The 14,137-nt window shown below is 66.7% G+C and carries 13 protein-coding genes; 1 reads left to right on the plus strand and 12 read right to left on the minus strand.

Annotated features, from left to right (window positions below; all coding sequences use genetic code 11):
* Positions 1 to 206: 206 nt before the first annotated feature.
* Positions 207 to 1,565: a 30S ribosomal protein S12 methylthiotransferase RimO gene (gene rimO, locus GYH34_RS07000; RefSeq protein ID WP_161914926.1), complete on the minus strand. Its 1,359-nt coding sequence runs from the start codon at positions 1,563 to 1,565 to the stop codon at positions 207 to 209.
* Between the two features lie 223 nt (positions 1,566 to 1,788).
* Between rimO and GYH34_RS07005 the strand changes: the two genes are divergently transcribed.
* The gene (locus GYH34_RS07005; protein ID WP_142862665.1) at positions 1,789 to 2,766 is read left to right on the plus strand and encodes a beta-ketoacyl-ACP synthase III; all 978 of its coding nucleotides are present in this window, start codon (positions 1,789 to 1,791) and stop codon (positions 2,764 to 2,766) included.
* A 7-nt stretch (positions 2,767 to 2,773) separates the two neighbouring features.
* Here GYH34_RS07005 and GYH34_RS07010 read toward each other — a convergent pair whose 3' ends face one another.
* The 11 genes from GYH34_RS07010 to GYH34_RS07055 all read right to left on the minus strand — a co-directional run bounded on the left by GYH34_RS07010 (position 2,774) and on the right by GYH34_RS07055 (position 14,044).
* On the minus strand, positions 2,774 to 3,430 hold the full coding sequence (locus GYH34_RS07010) for an isoprenylcysteine carboxylmethyltransferase family protein (RefSeq protein WP_161912942.1): 657 nt from the start codon (positions 3,428 to 3,430) through the stop codon (positions 2,774 to 2,776).
* The gene (locus tag GYH34_RS07015; RefSeq protein WP_161912943.1) at positions 3,427 to 5,202 is read right to left on the minus strand and encodes an FAD-dependent oxidoreductase; all 1,776 of its coding nucleotides are present in this window, start codon (positions 5,200 to 5,202) and stop codon (positions 3,427 to 3,429) included. The genes GYH34_RS07010 and GYH34_RS07015 overlap by 4 nt, the downstream gene beginning before the upstream one ends.
* Before the next feature lie 31 nt (positions 5,203 to 5,233).
* On the minus strand, positions 5,234 to 5,512 hold the full coding sequence (locus tag GYH34_RS21655; protein ID WP_162561573.1) for a hypothetical protein: 279 nt from the start codon (positions 5,510 to 5,512) through the stop codon (positions 5,234 to 5,236).
* Between the two features lie 11 nt (positions 5,513 to 5,523).
* Complete coding sequence (gene pheT, locus GYH34_RS07020) at positions 5,524 to 7,947, minus strand: phenylalanine--tRNA ligase subunit beta (protein ID WP_161912944.1); 2,424 nt, start codon at positions 7,945 to 7,947, stop codon at positions 5,524 to 5,526.
* Between the two features lie 16 nt (positions 7,948 to 7,963).
* Entirely contained in the window at positions 7,964 to 8,422 is a 459-nt protein-coding gene (locus tag GYH34_RS07025; RefSeq protein ID WP_161912945.1) for a hypothetical protein, read from the minus strand.
* Complete coding sequence (locus GYH34_RS07030) at positions 8,419 to 8,742, minus strand: hypothetical protein (protein ID WP_161912946.1); 324 nt, start codon at positions 8,740 to 8,742, stop codon at positions 8,419 to 8,421. The genes GYH34_RS07025 and GYH34_RS07030 overlap by 4 nt, the downstream gene beginning before the upstream one ends.
* Before the next feature lie 22 nt (positions 8,743 to 8,764).
* Positions 8,765 to 9,847 (minus strand): phenylalanine--tRNA ligase subunit alpha, encoded by a 1,083-nt coding sequence (pheS, locus tag GYH34_RS07035; protein ID WP_161912947.1) that lies wholly within the window; start codon positions 9,845 to 9,847, stop codon positions 8,765 to 8,767.
* A gap of 127 nt (positions 9,848 to 9,974) precedes the next feature.
* The gene (locus GYH34_RS07040; RefSeq protein ID WP_161912948.1) at positions 9,975 to 11,108 is read right to left on the minus strand and encodes an alpha-amylase; all 1,134 of its coding nucleotides are present in this window, start codon (positions 11,106 to 11,108) and stop codon (positions 9,975 to 9,977) included.
* Between the two features lie 320 nt (positions 11,109 to 11,428).
* Positions 11,429 to 12,613, minus strand: coding sequence for an acetate/propionate family kinase (locus GYH34_RS07045; RefSeq protein WP_244635301.1), 1,185 nt, complete (start codon positions 12,611 to 12,613; stop codon positions 11,429 to 11,431).
* Positions 12,610 to 13,566 carry a bifunctional enoyl-CoA hydratase/phosphate acetyltransferase gene (locus GYH34_RS07050; protein ID WP_161912949.1) on the minus strand — a complete coding sequence of 319 codons (957 nt, stop codon included), beginning with the start codon at positions 13,564 to 13,566 and terminating at the stop codon, positions 12,610 to 12,612. Before GYH34_RS07050 ends, GYH34_RS07045 begins: the two co-directional genes overlap by 4 nt.
* A gap of 34 nt (positions 13,567 to 13,600) precedes the next feature.
* Positions 13,601 to 14,044 carry an ArsC/Spx/MgsR family protein gene (locus GYH34_RS07055; protein ID WP_161912950.1) on the minus strand — a complete coding sequence of 148 codons (444 nt, stop codon included), beginning with the start codon at positions 14,042 to 14,044 and terminating at the stop codon, positions 13,601 to 13,603.
* Positions 14,045 to 14,137: the final 93 nt, after the last annotated feature.

Genomic DNA, 14,137 nt, shown 5'->3' on the forward strand with positions numbered 1-14,137 from the left:
TTCGTCGTGCGCGCTCCTTCGCCCACTCGTGGGAGAAGGTGGCCTCGCGAAGCGAGGTCGGATGAGGGTCGCTGCGGTTCGTGGCCTATTTTTATCGTTTATCATTCGCTTTCGCGGCCGGGGCCCTCATCCGACCCGGCTTCGCCGGGCCACCTTCTCCCGCAGGCGGGAGAAGGAGCGCAGCGGCGAGATTACGCCTTCATATATCACACCGCCGCGCCATAAAGATCATAGGCGTCGGCGCGGTCGATCTTCACCGTCACAATGTCGCCGGCGCGCAGCGGGCGGCGTGAGGAGATATGCACCGTTCCGTCGATCTGAGGGGCGTCCGCCTTGCTGCGTCCGCGCGCGAGGCCGGTCGCGCCACCGCCCGGCTCGTCCACCAGAACTTGCAGGCGCTTGCCGATCTTGCGTTTCAGCAGGCGGGCGCTCACCTTCTGCTGGCGCTCCATGAAGCGCTTCCAGCGCTGGTCCTTCACCTCGGGCGCGATGGCGTCGAGCGGCAGATCATTGGCCGGCGCGCCGGCCACCGGCTCGTAGCGGAAGGCGCCGGCGCGGTCGATCTCCGCCTCCTCCAGCCAATCGAGCAGATAGGCGAAATCCTCTTCCGTCTCGCCGGGGAAGCCGACGATGAAAGTGGAGCGCAGCGCGAGATCGGGGCAGATGCGCCGCCACGCTTTTATGCGCTCCAGCGTCTTCTCCTCATTGGCGGGGCGCTTCATCGCCTTCAGCACGGAAGGGGCGGCGTGCTGAAAGGGAATGTCGAGATAGGGCAGGATATTGCCCTGCGCCATCAGCTCGACGACCTCGTCCACATGCGGATAGGGATAGACATAATGTAGCCGCACCCAGGCCCCGAGCGAGCCCAGCTCGCGTGTGAGATCGAGAAAACGCGCGCGCACGCTGCGGTCGCCCCATTGGCTCTCGGAGTAGCGCAGATCGCGGCCATAGGCGCTGGTGTCCTGCGAGATGACCAGCAGCTCCTTGACGCCCGCCTTCACCAGCCGCTCGGCCTCGCGCAGCACCTCGCCCGCGGGCCGCGAGGCCAGCGAGCCGCGCAAATGCGGAATGATGCAGAAGGAGCAGCTATTGTCGCAGCCTTCCGAGATTTTGAGATAGGCGTAATGGCGCGGCGTGAGCTTGACGCCCTGCTCGGGGACGAGATCGAGAAACGGATCATGGCTCGGCGCGGCGGCGGCGTGGACGGCCTCGACCACGCTCTCATAGGCCTGCGGGCCGGTGATCGCCAAAACGTCGGGGAATCGCTCGGTGATCGCCTGCGGCTCGGCGCCCATGCAGCCGGTGACGACGACCTTGCCATTCTCCTTCAGCGCCGCGCCGATCGCCTCCAGCGACTCGGCTTTGGCGCTGTCCAGAAAGCCGCAGGTGTTCACCACCACGACATCGGCCCCCGCATGGGTGCGCGAAAGCTCATAGCCTTCGGCGCGCAGGCGCGTGAGAATGCGCTCGCTGTCCACGAGCGCCTTGGGACAGCCGAGCGAGACGAAGGAGACGCGCGGCGCCTCTTTGGCGGGCGCGGGCGGGTCGGAGGGGACGTTCTGCATGGCGAAGGCTTGCCATGGCGCGCGCGCCATGGCAATCGCCCCCGGCGCGGATCGAAACGTGAACTCCGCCAAACTCGAGCCAGGCGGAACTCGAGCAGGCAATCTCGAGCTAGGCTTGGGGATTAACGAATTTTAAGGTTCGCGCCTCGCCGATCCCTGCTAGGCATGAGGTTTCCGCGGCGGCGCACGCTCGCCGGGGTCAGAAGGAAGAGGCTGCACGCCGTTGCTCAGAACCGTCATACTCGGAACCGGATCCTACGCCCCCGCGAAGGTTCTGACCAACGCCGACCTCGAGAAAATGGTCGCGACCAATGGCGCCTGGATCGTCAGCCGCACCGGGATCGAGGAGCGGCGCATCGCCGCGCCGGGCGAATCCACCTCCGATATGGCCGCCGCAGCCGCGAAAAATGCGTTGGAGCTGGCCGGCGTCGACCCACGCGAGCTGGACCTCATCATCGTCGCCACCGTGACCGGCGACGCTCAGACGCCCGCCTGCGCCGCCTTTCTGCAGGCCAAGATCGGGGCCGAGAACGCTTTCGCCTTCGATGTCTCGGCCGCCTGCGCGGGCTCGCTCTACGCCCTCTCCATCGCCGATCAGTTCATCAAGACCGGCAAGGTCCGCCGCGCGCTGGTCGTGGGGGCGGAGACGCTGAGCCGCGTCGTCGATTGGACCAATCGCGAGACCTGCGTGCTGTTCGGCGACGCCGCCGGGGCCATGGTGCTCGGCCCGGGCGAGGAGGAGGGCCGTGGCCTGCTCTCCACCAGTCTGCGCACCGACGGAACATTGACAAGCATTCTCGGCATCCCGCGCGCCTATGATCCGCGCCAGGACGGGCCGACGCCCGGCGAGGCGCATAAGATCAAGATGCGCGGCCGCGAGGTCTATAAGGTCGCGCTGCGCCTATTGCCGGAGATCGTGACCGAGGCGCTGGCCATGGCCGGCCTCGAGGCGAAGGATGTCGATCACGTCATCGCGCATCAGGCCAACGCCCGCATCATAGAGGCGTCGCTGGCGCAGCTCGGCGTGCCGCTCGAGAAATGCTGGATGAATATTTCCCGCTTCGGCAACACGTCGAGCGCTTCCATGCCGATCACGCTGGACGAGGCCAATCGCGCCGGCCGGCTGAAGAAGGGCGATGTGATCGCCATGATGGCGATCGGCGCCGGAATGACCTGGGGCGGCGCGGTGCTGCGCTGGTGAGGCGCTTTCAGTAGAGGCCGGGAATGAACCGCGCCGTGCGCGCGCGATAGGCGTCATAGACGGCGCCGAAATGCGAGGCGAGCAGCGCCTCCTCGGATTTCATGCGGGCGACGAGCGGCGGAATCGCCGCCCCCGCCAAAGCGAGGCCGATCAGCGAGCGAAACGCCAGCGCCCAGCCGACGAGGCCGATGATGAGGCCGAGATAGCTCGGGTTGCGGATGCGGGCATAGAGCCCGGTCGTCGCCAGCTCATGGCCCGGCTGAATGGCGACGAGCCCGCTGAAGCGCCGCCCGAGCACGAAGACCGGCCACAGTCGCAGCACGCCGCCGATGGCGTAGAGGATGACGCCGATCCAGCGCAGCGTCTCGCCGCCGATCGTCAGAATATCGCGGCGATCCGCATAGGCGGGCAGAAAAGCGTCGAGCAGGCCGATAACGGCGAAGGCGGCGATGACCCAGCGATTGCCGCGATCCTCGCGCACGCCGGCGCCGAGATGGCCTTGCGAAAAAGCGGCGGCGACGGCGAGCGCCAGAGTGACGAGCGCCAGCGCCGCGAGCGGCGGCTTTTCGAGAAAGGCCGATACGCCGCCCGCGCCCAGCGCCGCGAGGCCGAGATAGGCGAGGGTGGAGACGAGGGCGAAGACGCCTGTCGCGAGCCTCTTCATCGGCGATCCTCCAGCGCTTGCAGCGCCGCGCGGCGGCCGGAGCCGATCGCGCTCTCGATAGAAGGGGCGCCTTCGACATGCTGGCCCGCAAAAGCGATCGGCCCCAAAGGCGCGCAGGCGACGCGCCGCGGCGACTGCGCGCGGTCCAGTTTTCCATTCGCGTCGCGCGTCTCGCCGAAGAGGAAGCCCGGCTGCGGGCGCAACATGCTGTGCCCCCAGCGATAGAGAAACAGCGCGCTCACATCGCGATCGAAATCGAAATCCGCGCCGCGCATCAGCCGTGACAGATCGCTGCGGATCGAATCTTCGTAATCGGAAAAGGGCGTGTGCAGCAGCTTCATGCGCGCTTCGGCGAGAGCGCCCAGCGGCGCGTCGCAGCCGCCGTAGAAGGTGAGCGTCGTTTGCCGCTGGGGAGCGGCGCGCTTGTCGCTCATCCAATCGGCGACGATGTAATTGACGAAATGCCGGCCGCCCCACCAGCTCTGACTGTAGCCGAGGCCGAGCTGCGCCAAGGGCGTCGCGTGACGCAACACCACATTGGCGGTGACGAGGGGCGCCGCATGGAATTGCGTCCAGGCCGTATTGCGCGCGGCGTCGGAAAGATGCGCGACGAGATGGCGCGCGCTCTGCGCCGGCGCGGCGAGGATGATCCGCTCGCCGAAGATCCGATGAAAGCGGCCATCCTGGAAATAGACGACGCTCGCGCCCCGCGCCGTCGTCTCGATCCGTAGCGCCGTGGCGTTGGTTTCGAAACGCGGCGGCGTCTCGCTCTGCGCCAGTCGGCGCGAAATGCGGCGCGCGATTTCCGACGTTCCGCCCGGATAGGCGAAGACCGAGCCGCGCGTCAGCTCGCTCGACAAGAATGTGATGGCGCTGTGAGCGTTCACCTGCTCGGCCGTTCCGCCGAAAGCGGTCAGCGTATAGGCGGTGAAAAAGCGCGAGACGATCGCGTCGCAGCCGAGCGCTGTTTCGAGATGCTGCGCGAGGCTGACGCTCGAGAGATCGTCGAGCGTGGGATCGCTCTCGTCGGCCGGCTCGGCGAGGCCTTTTTCGCCGAGCGCGCGGATCGCCGCGAAAGCGCGGGCGAAGTCTTCCCGCAGGCGGGCGTCATAGGGAAGATGCGCGGCGCCGCGCTCGAATGTGTCGATGTTCCAGCCGCGCGCGCCGGCGCCGAGGCCGGGCGCGAACTCGTCGAAATAGAAGCTGCTCTCCGGGCCGGGGACGCTCTGCGCCAGCCAATCGACGTCGATCGCGCGATAGAATTGCGCGAGCCAATCGGCGGAAGGCGCGGTTCCATAGGCGCCGGCGGTGGAGGCGGGGCCGGGGAGAGGCGCGGCGTCGTCACGGCCTGCATTGCCGCCGAGGACAGGCGCCGCCTCGAGGATCAGCAGGCGCGCCCGCGGGCGCTCGCGCAGCAGATGATGCGCAGCGGAAAGGCCGGACAGGCCGCCACCGATAACGATGGCGTCGAAGCTGCCGTTCGTATCCAGAATGGGAAAAGTTCCGGCGCTCTCGTCGCATCCCGGCGCGAGCGAGACGGAGCCTGCCTCGAATGTCAGGCGACCGTCGCGCATCCAATGCGAGACGGCGAAAACGGAAGGGAGATTGCCGCCGCGCAGAGCGCGCGGATCGAGGCCGATCGGCCCGTCGCAGGTCCCGCCCGCGAATGCGCGCGCCGGAGCGCTATGCGAGAGCGCGCCGCCCGCGGCGATCAGCAGGCCATTGAGAAAATCGCGTCGCGCTATGCCGTCGGGGAAGGGCGCTCGAGCCATTGGTCTCGCTCCTCCCTCGCCGGCGGCGGCCTCAGCGGCCGCCGGGGCTGAACATCATGCGCAAGCGCCCGCGATGGCCCCGCTCGCTCCAAGCGGCGGAGCGCTTGGCGCTCTGCGGAACCTGCTCCTCCGGCGCGAAGGAGAGCGCGGAATGGGCGTTGCGCACATGCGCCGCCGGGCCGAAGGAGGCGAGACAGCGATTATAGGCGTCCGCCGCCTGAATCTGCTCGCAATCGCCGATATTGCGCGGCGCGGCGGCCGCAGCGGAGCAAAAACCGGCGAAGCAGGCAATGAAGACGAAGCGAATCATGCGAAGCATCGTCATCCTCTGAGTTGGGCGCCCGTTTTCTTGCCCGCCTCTGTGACAATTTTGTGGGCGAGGGCCTCTAGATCGGCGTCGGTGAGCGTTTTGTCGCGGGGCTGCAGCCGCACGGCGACGCCGACCGATTTCTTGCCCTCCGGCACGCCTTGTCCTTCGTAAATGTCGAAGACGCTGACATCGGTGATGAGCGCGCGATCGGCGGCCTGCACGGCGCGAATGAGATCGCCGGCCGGCTGGTCGCGATCCAGCAGAAAAGCGAAATCGCGCGAGACCGGTTGGAGATCGGAGAGCTCCAATTTCGCCTTGGCCTTGGTGGGCTTGGCCTTGGGCGCCGGCAGCGCGTCGAGAATGATCTCGAAAACGGCGATCGGCCCCTCGACGTCGAGCGCCTGCAGCACGCGCGGATGCAATTCGCCGAAATGGCCGATGACCGCCTTGGGCCCGAATTGCAGCGTTCCCGATCGGCCCGGATGGAGCCAGTCGGGGCCGCCGACGACGATCTGCAAGCCGCCCGTGGCGACGCCCAGCGTCTGCAGCAGCGCGAGCGCGTCGGCCTTCGCGTCGAAGACGCCGACCGCGCGCTCCTTGCCCGACCAATGGCGGCCGGCGCCGGAGGGCAGAGCCAAGCCGCGGCGCAGGCCCGTGGCGGCGATCTTCTGGCCTTTCTCGTCGTCGCCGAGGAAGATTTGCCCCACCTCGAACAGCGCGACATCGGGAAAGCCGCGCGCGGCGTTGCGGCCGGCGGCGGTCACGAGGCCGGGCAGCAGGCTCGGCCGCATGTCCGAGAGTTCCGCCGCGATTGGATTGGCGAGGGCGAGGCGATTGTCGCCGCCGCCACCGAAAGCCTGCGCCTGCTCCTTGGAGACGAAGGACCAGGTGACGGCCTCGACCAGCCCGCGCGCCGCCAGCGCGCGCCGCGCCGCGCGCGTGCGCTTTTGCAGTAGAGTGAGAACTGGCTCGGTTACGCCGGCGTTGCGCGGCAGCGGCGCGGCGGCGATGGTGTCGAAGCCGGCGATGCGGGCGATCTCCTCGACGAGATCGGCCTTGCCTTCAATGTCCGGGCGCCAGCTGGGGACGCCCACCAGCGCCTCCTCGCCCGCCGCTTCGACCGTGAAGCCGAGGTGCGTGAGAATGGCGGTCGACTCGTCTTTGGAGACGTCGAGGCCGGTGAGGCGCTTCGTCTCGCTCCAGGGGAAGCGCAGCCGGCGCGTCGGCGTTTCCGCCGAGCCGCAGATGGCGACCTCCGAAGCCTCGCCGCCGCAGAATTCCAGCACCAATTTCGTCGCCAGCTCGAGGCCGGGCAGAGCGAAGGCCGGATCGACGCCGCGCTCGAAACGATAGCGCGCGTCGGTGGAGATGCCGAGCTTGCGGCCGGTGTGGGCGATATTGGCCGGATCCCACAGCGCGGTCTCGATCAGCACGTCCGTCGTGTCGTCGGAGCAGCCGGAATGCTCGCCGCCCATGACGCCGGCGAGAGATTCGGGACCTTTGTCGTCGGCGATCACGACCATGTCGGAATCGAGCTTATAGCTCTTGCCGTCGAGCGCGAGCAACTCCTCGCCGGCGCGGGCGCGTCGCACCGTAAGATCGCCGGCCACTTTCTTCGCGTCGAAGACATGCAGCGGACGCGCGCGGTCGAAGGTCAGATAATTCGTGATGTCGACGAGCGCATTGATCGGGCGCTGGCCAATGGCGCGCAGGCGATCCTGCAGCCAGGCCGGGCTCGGCCCATTCTTGACGCCGCGCACCAGACGCAGCGCGAAGAGCGGCGCGAGATGCTTGTCGTCCTCAGTGAAATCGAGCGCGACGCGCTGCGGCATGGCGAAGCCGCCTTTGATGGTCTCGACCGCCGGCGTCTTCAGCGTTCCGAGGCCCGCCGCGGCGAGATCGCGCGCAATGCCGTAAATGCCGGCGGCGTCGGAGCGGTTCGGCGTCAGATTGATCTCGATGACTGGATCGTCGAGCCCGGCCCACTTCGCGTAAACGGCGCCGATGGGGGCGTCCTCCGGCAGCTCGATAATGCCGTCATGCTCGTCGGAGAGCTCCAGCTCGGCGGCCGAGCACAACATTCCGAGCGATTCGACGCCGCGAATGACGCCCTTGCCGAGCGTGATCTTCTTGGCCGGAATATAGGTTCCGGGCGCCGAGAAGACGGTCTTCAATCCCGTGCGCGCATTGGGCGCGCCGCAGACCACCTGCACGGGCGCGCCTTCGCCCGTATCGACCATGCAGACGCGCAGGCGGTCGGCGTTGGGATGCGGCTTGGCGTCGATCACATGCGCGATGCGGAAATCCTTCAGCTGCGCGGCGGGATCGTGCAAATGCTCGACCTCGAGGCCGATGCGCGTCAGAGTTTCGACGACCTCCTCGAGCGAGGCGCTCGTCTCGAGATGGTCTTTCAGCCAGGAGAGTGTGAGTTTCATTCTTTTCGTTCTCGAGTCAGCGCGTTTTCGTCAAGAGCTGCACGGCGAGCGCGAGCTTTGTGTCGGTCGGCAATCCATCGATCGACGCAATTGCGCTACGTGCGTCCTGAATCAGATCCTTCACTTCCTGACGGGAATATCTGAACGGTTCGGGAATGTAATCCGCTTCGATCCGCTTATCGTACAGGGTGAGAAAGGCGAAAGCGATCGCTTCGAGCTGCGCCGCGAACACGGATGACTTGCGGGCCTCTCTGAACAATTTGCGCGCCGCATTGTGATCCAGCGAGCGATAGATCGGCGTATAGACATCCCAGGGCTTCGAGGCGCCGATGAGCTGATCGGCGCAAAGCTTCGCCAGCGCGTGAAACACGGCGTAATAGGCCGTCGCGACGGCTCGCCGCAGCGAGGTTTGCTTTGGACGACCAGCCTCGCGACCGGCGAGCTCATCGGCGAGGCCCAGGAGATCGTCGATCACGAATGACTCCGCTCGGCGCGTGGCGGGCTTTCGCGCGAAACCTCGTCCTCGGGCAGTTCTTCTCCGAGCCGCCTCATGCGGAAGTAAGGAAACCTTTCTTCCCCTTCGGCGAGAAGCGCGCGGCCGAGCGCGGCATGCGCCTCGAAGAAGGTCGTCGGCTCGAGTGGCGGAGCGCCTACGCCGAGAACCGCGTCCACATAAACCGCGGGCTCGTCGCTATGATCGAATCCAGAGCGCACTTCGGCCCGCTGATAGCCGAACTTGCCGAGTTCCCTCCGCAACACGCGATCCGCGACGATCTGAATGTCCGCATTGTTCATGGCGTCACCCCGCGAAAAGGAATCACCCGCTCAACCCGCCCGCCAGCGTCGGGAAATCCAGCGGCCGGAATCCATAATGCGTCAGCCAGCGCGCATCGGCCTCGAAGAAGGCGCGCAGATCCGACATGCCGTATTTCAGCATGGCGAGACGATCTATGCCGACGCCGAAGGCGAAGCCCTGATATTTGTCCGGGTCGAGCCCGCAATTGCGCAGCACATTGGGATGCACCATGCCGCAGCCCAATATCTCCATCCAATCCTCGCCCTCGCCGAAGCGAATGTCGCCGTCCTTGCGGCGGCATTGCACATCCACTTCCGCGGAGGGCTCGGTGAAGGGGAAGAAGGAGGGGCGAAAGCGCATCTTCACGGACTTCACCTCGAAGAAGGCCTTCAGAAACTCCTCCAGCACCCATTTCAAATGGCCCATATGGGTCGTCTCGTCGATGACGAGCCCCTCGACCTGATGGAACATGGGCGTATGCGTCTGGTCGCTGTCGCAGCGATAGGTGCGGCCGGGGCAGATCACGCGGATCGGCGGCGCCTTGCTCAGCATGGTGCGCACCTGCACCGGGCTCGTATGCGTGCGCAGCAGCTTGCGCTTGCCATCGGCGCCCGGCGGAAAGAAGAAAGTGTCGTGCATTTCCCGCGCGGGATGCCCCTCGGGGAAGTTCAGCTTGGTGAAATTATAATCGTCGCTCTCTATGTCCGGCCCTTCGGCGACGGAAAAGCCCATATCGGCGAAGATCGCCGTCAACTCGTCCATCACCTGCGAGATCGGATGAATACGGCCGAGCTCCTGGCCGCTCTCCTGCACCGGCAGCGTCACATCGACAGTCTCGGCGGAAAGGCGCTTCTCCAGCGCTTGCGTCTGCAGCACGTCGCGACGCGCGGCGAGCGCCTCTTGCGCCTTGTCCTTCAGCGCATTGATCTTGGCGCCTTCGGTCTTGCGGTCCTCGGGCGACATTTTGCCGAGCGTCGCCAGCAACGCCGAAATGCTTCCCTTCTTGCCCAGCGCGCCGACGCGCACGGCCTCGAGCGCGGCCTCATCGGCCGCCGCCGCGATCGCCGCCAGAGTCTCGGTCTCCAGTTCCGCTATATCCGTCATCGTCCCGCCACGGCTTTTGATTTTCTGGGGCGGGTTGTGCCACGCGCGGCAGGCGATGTCGAGAACGCGGGCGGTTCAGAAGATGTGGGGGCCGGGCCGCCGCGCCCGGCGTTCGCGCGGGGCGCCGCTAGATCTTCCAGCGTAGGGCCATGCCGGCCTGCCAATTTTTGGAGAGCTGCGGCCCCTCGAGGCTCTGATAGACGGGAATGCCCGCCTCCAGCGCGATGGTGAGCGCCTCCTGGCCGATGAGGCCGCCGCCGATCGTTGCGCCGCCCCACAGCTCCACGCGCTGGCCGCCATAGAAATTGGGATTGGCCGCCTGCGCCTTGCCGCGGATCATCGGATCGAGGCCGCGAATCTCGCCCTGCGTCGTGGCGTTGACGCGGAAGGTGGTGGTCAGGCCCTTTATCCAGCTATAGCCGGCCCAGCCGTTGAGCTCGTGCAGATCGCCATAGAGATAGCCTTCCGGGTTGGCGGCCAGCGGAAAGCGGCCGCGGTAGGACAGACCCCAGGACCATTTGTCGATGTGGCCGGCGTAGACGATTCCAGGCATGACGTCGAAAGTGCCGGCGCCCGGCTGCAATGCATAGAAGGCGCGGCTCGTCGCATAGCTGCCGTCCGGCAGCAGCAGGCGGAATGTGTTGTGGGTGCTTCCGGTGGGGAAGCTCATGCCCAGATTGAGCTGAATTCGATGTATCGGGTCCTGATAGACGCGATAGATCGTCGAGGCGGTGAAATCGGTTAGGCCGTCGGTTCCCGTATGGCTGATCCCGAGTCGCTCGAGGCTCGTCGGTCCTTTGAACGCGAGCATGTCGAGATTGCGCTCGATCATGCCGCCGGTGACGACGACGGACAGATAATTGGTAATTCCATAGGCCAGCGCCAGCGTTTGCGAGGCGACGGAGACATTCTGCGGCACCAGCCGGAGCTTCGATGTCGGATGGCCGAACCAGGGCGTCGTCGCGACGACCTCCTCCGATGAGACTTGCCGCGTTCCTTTCAGCGTATGCGAGAGATTGGCGAATTGCGGAATGATGGAGACGACGAGCTTGCCGGCGGCCGGCATATCGGCGCCGAAGACGCCGAGCGGCGCGGGCGGCAGGGGCGACGGCGCGGAGACATCGGGCGCGGGCGCGGCGACGAGCTTGGCGGGCGCGTCCGCCGCTCCAGCCTCTCCGACGCAGACGCCGAGCAGAGCGGCGGCGACGGCCAAAGTCTTCGTGCTCACGAGGATCGGGCGCGGCGGAGCGCTTCGTTTCATTCTCATCATTTTGTGTCTGCCCCTCGTCGGCGCCGCGCTCCGTCGGGGCGCGACGGACAAAAAAAGCCGCCGTCCGACGATCGCGCTTTGCGCGCGACACGATCGGAACAGCGGCGTTGCTGATTTTGGCCCCTCTTTGGGCCGCGCCGAAAGCTCGGCTCTCGGCGTCCGACTAGACGCAATCTCCGCGCCATCTCAGCGCGGCCGGCCTTGTTTCGACAAATCAGGCGCTTGTGAAAAAGCGGCGCGCGGGCGGCGCGAAAATGCGCCTGCAAATCATGCGACCGGCGCCGAATTACTGTGCGATTTTGTGCGCTTCGTCAGCCGCGAAGCAGCGCCCGCGCGGCCTCGGCGATCACCGCCTCCTCATTGGTGGGAAGCACGAGGGCCTCGATGCGGCTCGACGGCGCGCTGATGATCTGCGCATTCGCCGCATTCGCCGCATCGTCGAGGGCAAGGCCGAGAAAACCGAGATAGGCGCAGATGCGCGCGCGCATGGACGGCGAATTCTCGCCGACGCCAGCCGTGAAGACGAGACGGTCGAGCCCGTTCAGCGCGCTCGCCAGCGAGCCGATCTCGCGCGCGGCGCGATAGGCGAAGAGGGCCATCGCCTCCTCCGCCGCGGGAGAGTCGCTCGCCTCGAGCGCGCGCAGATCGTCGCTGATCGCGGAGACGCCGAGAAGCCCCGATCGCTCATAGAGCAGCGCATGGACTTGCTCGGGCGAAAAGCCCTCCTGCATCACGAGGTGCAGGAGCAGGCCGGGGTCGATCGCGCCGCTGCGCGTGCCCATCATCAGCCCGTCGAGCGCGGTGAAGCCCATTGTGGTGGCGACGCTCTCGAGATCGCGCATGGCGCAGAGGCTCGCGCCATGGCCGAGATGCGCGACGATCGTGCGGCCCGGCGCGCGCTCGAGGCGGCGCAGCTCTTCCGCGATGAACTGATAGGAGAGTCCGTGAAAGCCGTAGCGCAGCACGCCGCGCTCGGCGAATTCGCGCGGCAGCGGAAACAGCTGCGCGAGGCGCGGCTGCGTGCGGTGAAAGGCCGTGTCGAAACAGGCGATCTGCGGCAACTCGGGCGCGCTGTCGAGCAGGCTGCGGATCGGCGCGAGATTATGCGGCTGATGGCTCGGCGCGAGCGGCGAGAGCGCCTCCAGCCGCCGCAAAATGTCCGGCGTCACCAGAACGGGGCGGTCGAATTCCGCGCCGCCATGGACCACCCTATGTCCCACGGCGGCGAGGGGAAGCTCCGTCAGCCGCTCGCCGATCGCCGCGATGAGCCAGCGCGCCGCGCCCTCGTGATCTATGTCCGGCGCGGGGCCGGGGCCGGCGGCGAGCGCCGCCGCGACCTCGCCTTTGACGGAAAAGCGGGCCGGCTGGTCTTGCTCCTTTATGGCCGTGACGCCGCCACGGCAGAGAGGCGCGAGCGTCGCCGCGTCATAGAGTGCGAATTTGAGGCTCGAAGAGCCGGCGTTGAGCGCCAATAGGACTTTCGCCGCAGGGCTCACACACCCTCCACCACGCGATGGGCGAAGAGCTGCGCCAGCGCGCAGGAGACGATGCGGGCGCGCACGCCATCGGCGCGGCTCGTCAGCACGATCGGCGCGCGCGCGCCGAGCACGATGCCGGCGTCCTCGGCGTCGGCGAGATAGACGAGCTGCTTGGCGAGAATATTGCCGGCCTCGAGATCGGGCGCGAGCAGAATATCGGCGTCGCCAGCGACATTGGAGATAATGCCTTTCGCCTTCGCCGCCTCGGGCGAGATGGCGTTGTCGAAGGCGAGCGGACCATCCACATCGGCGCCTCTGATCTGGCCGCGATCGGCCATTTTGCAGAGCGCCGCGGCCTCGATCGTCGAGGGGATTTTGGCGTCCACCGTCTCCACGGCGGAAAGGACGGCGAGCTTGGGCCGCTCTATGCCGAGCGCATGGGCGAGGTCTATGGCGTTTTGCGCGATGTCGCGCTTCTCTGCGAGCGTGGGGGCGATGTTGATCGCGGCGTCGGTGACGAGCAGCGGCTTGCAGTAATTGGGCACGTCGAGAACGAAGACATGGCTGACGCGCCGCTCGGTGCGTAGTCCCGTTCCTTCGCGCACCACGGCGCCCATCAGCTCGTCGGTGTGGAGGGAGCCTTTCATCAGCGCCTCGAGCTCGCCGCGCCGCACCAGCTCGACGCCAACGTCGGCGGCGGCGTGGCTATGGGGCGCGTCGACGATCTCGACGCCCTCGAGCGAGAGAGCGGCCGCGGCGGCGGCCGCCATGATCTTGGCGCGCGGCCCGACCAGAACGGGAGTGATGAGTCCTTGATCCCGTGCGGCGAGCGCGCCTTGCACGGAAACCGCGTCGCAAGGATGTACGACGCCGATGCGGATGGGCCGCATCGCGCGGCAGCGCTCGAGCAGCGACTCGAAATACAGACCGCAAGGTGCGCCGGAGGCTGCGACATCGCGCCGGAACAGCATCAGACCTCCTTGCCGCCTTTGCGCGCTCCCGCAATCAGTCGGCGGGCGCGGTTCCAGCCTCGCTCTCGGCGCGTAGCGCCGCCGCTTCTACCCGAACGCAAGTGTCGCTCACCGGTTTCTCGGTCGGCTGCAGGCCGATCCAGGCGCCGATCCGCTCGGGATCGAAGCCCGCCTCGCAGCGGCCGCCGACCTTGATGAGCGGCCTGCGGATCAATATCGGGTCGATGATCATCATGACCAGCGCCGCTTGCGGCGTGACGGTCTCTATGTCGATCTCGCCGGATTTGACGCGCGGCGCCGCGAGATTGAACCACTCGCGCACTGGCGTCTCGCCGAAATAAGGCCGCAGGCTGGAAACGCTCCAAGGCTCGGCGAGCAGATTGCGCACCTGCAGCGCATGGCCGGAGGAGAGCAGCAGAGCCTTTTGACGCGCATTTCCGGCGCAGCCGGGTTTCTCGTAGAAGATTACGTCGGCCATACGCCACCTCGATGAGCGACTACCGAAGAAGGAGCTTTGTCTCTTTTATAGCGCATTTTTGTGCGCTGCGGAACGCTTCTGATTCGGCCGGAA

Origin of the sequence: Methylosinus sp. C49 (assembly GCF_009936375.1) — a bacterium.
Taxonomy (GTDB): Bacteria; Pseudomonadota; Alphaproteobacteria; order Rhizobiales; family Beijerinckiaceae; genus Methylosinus.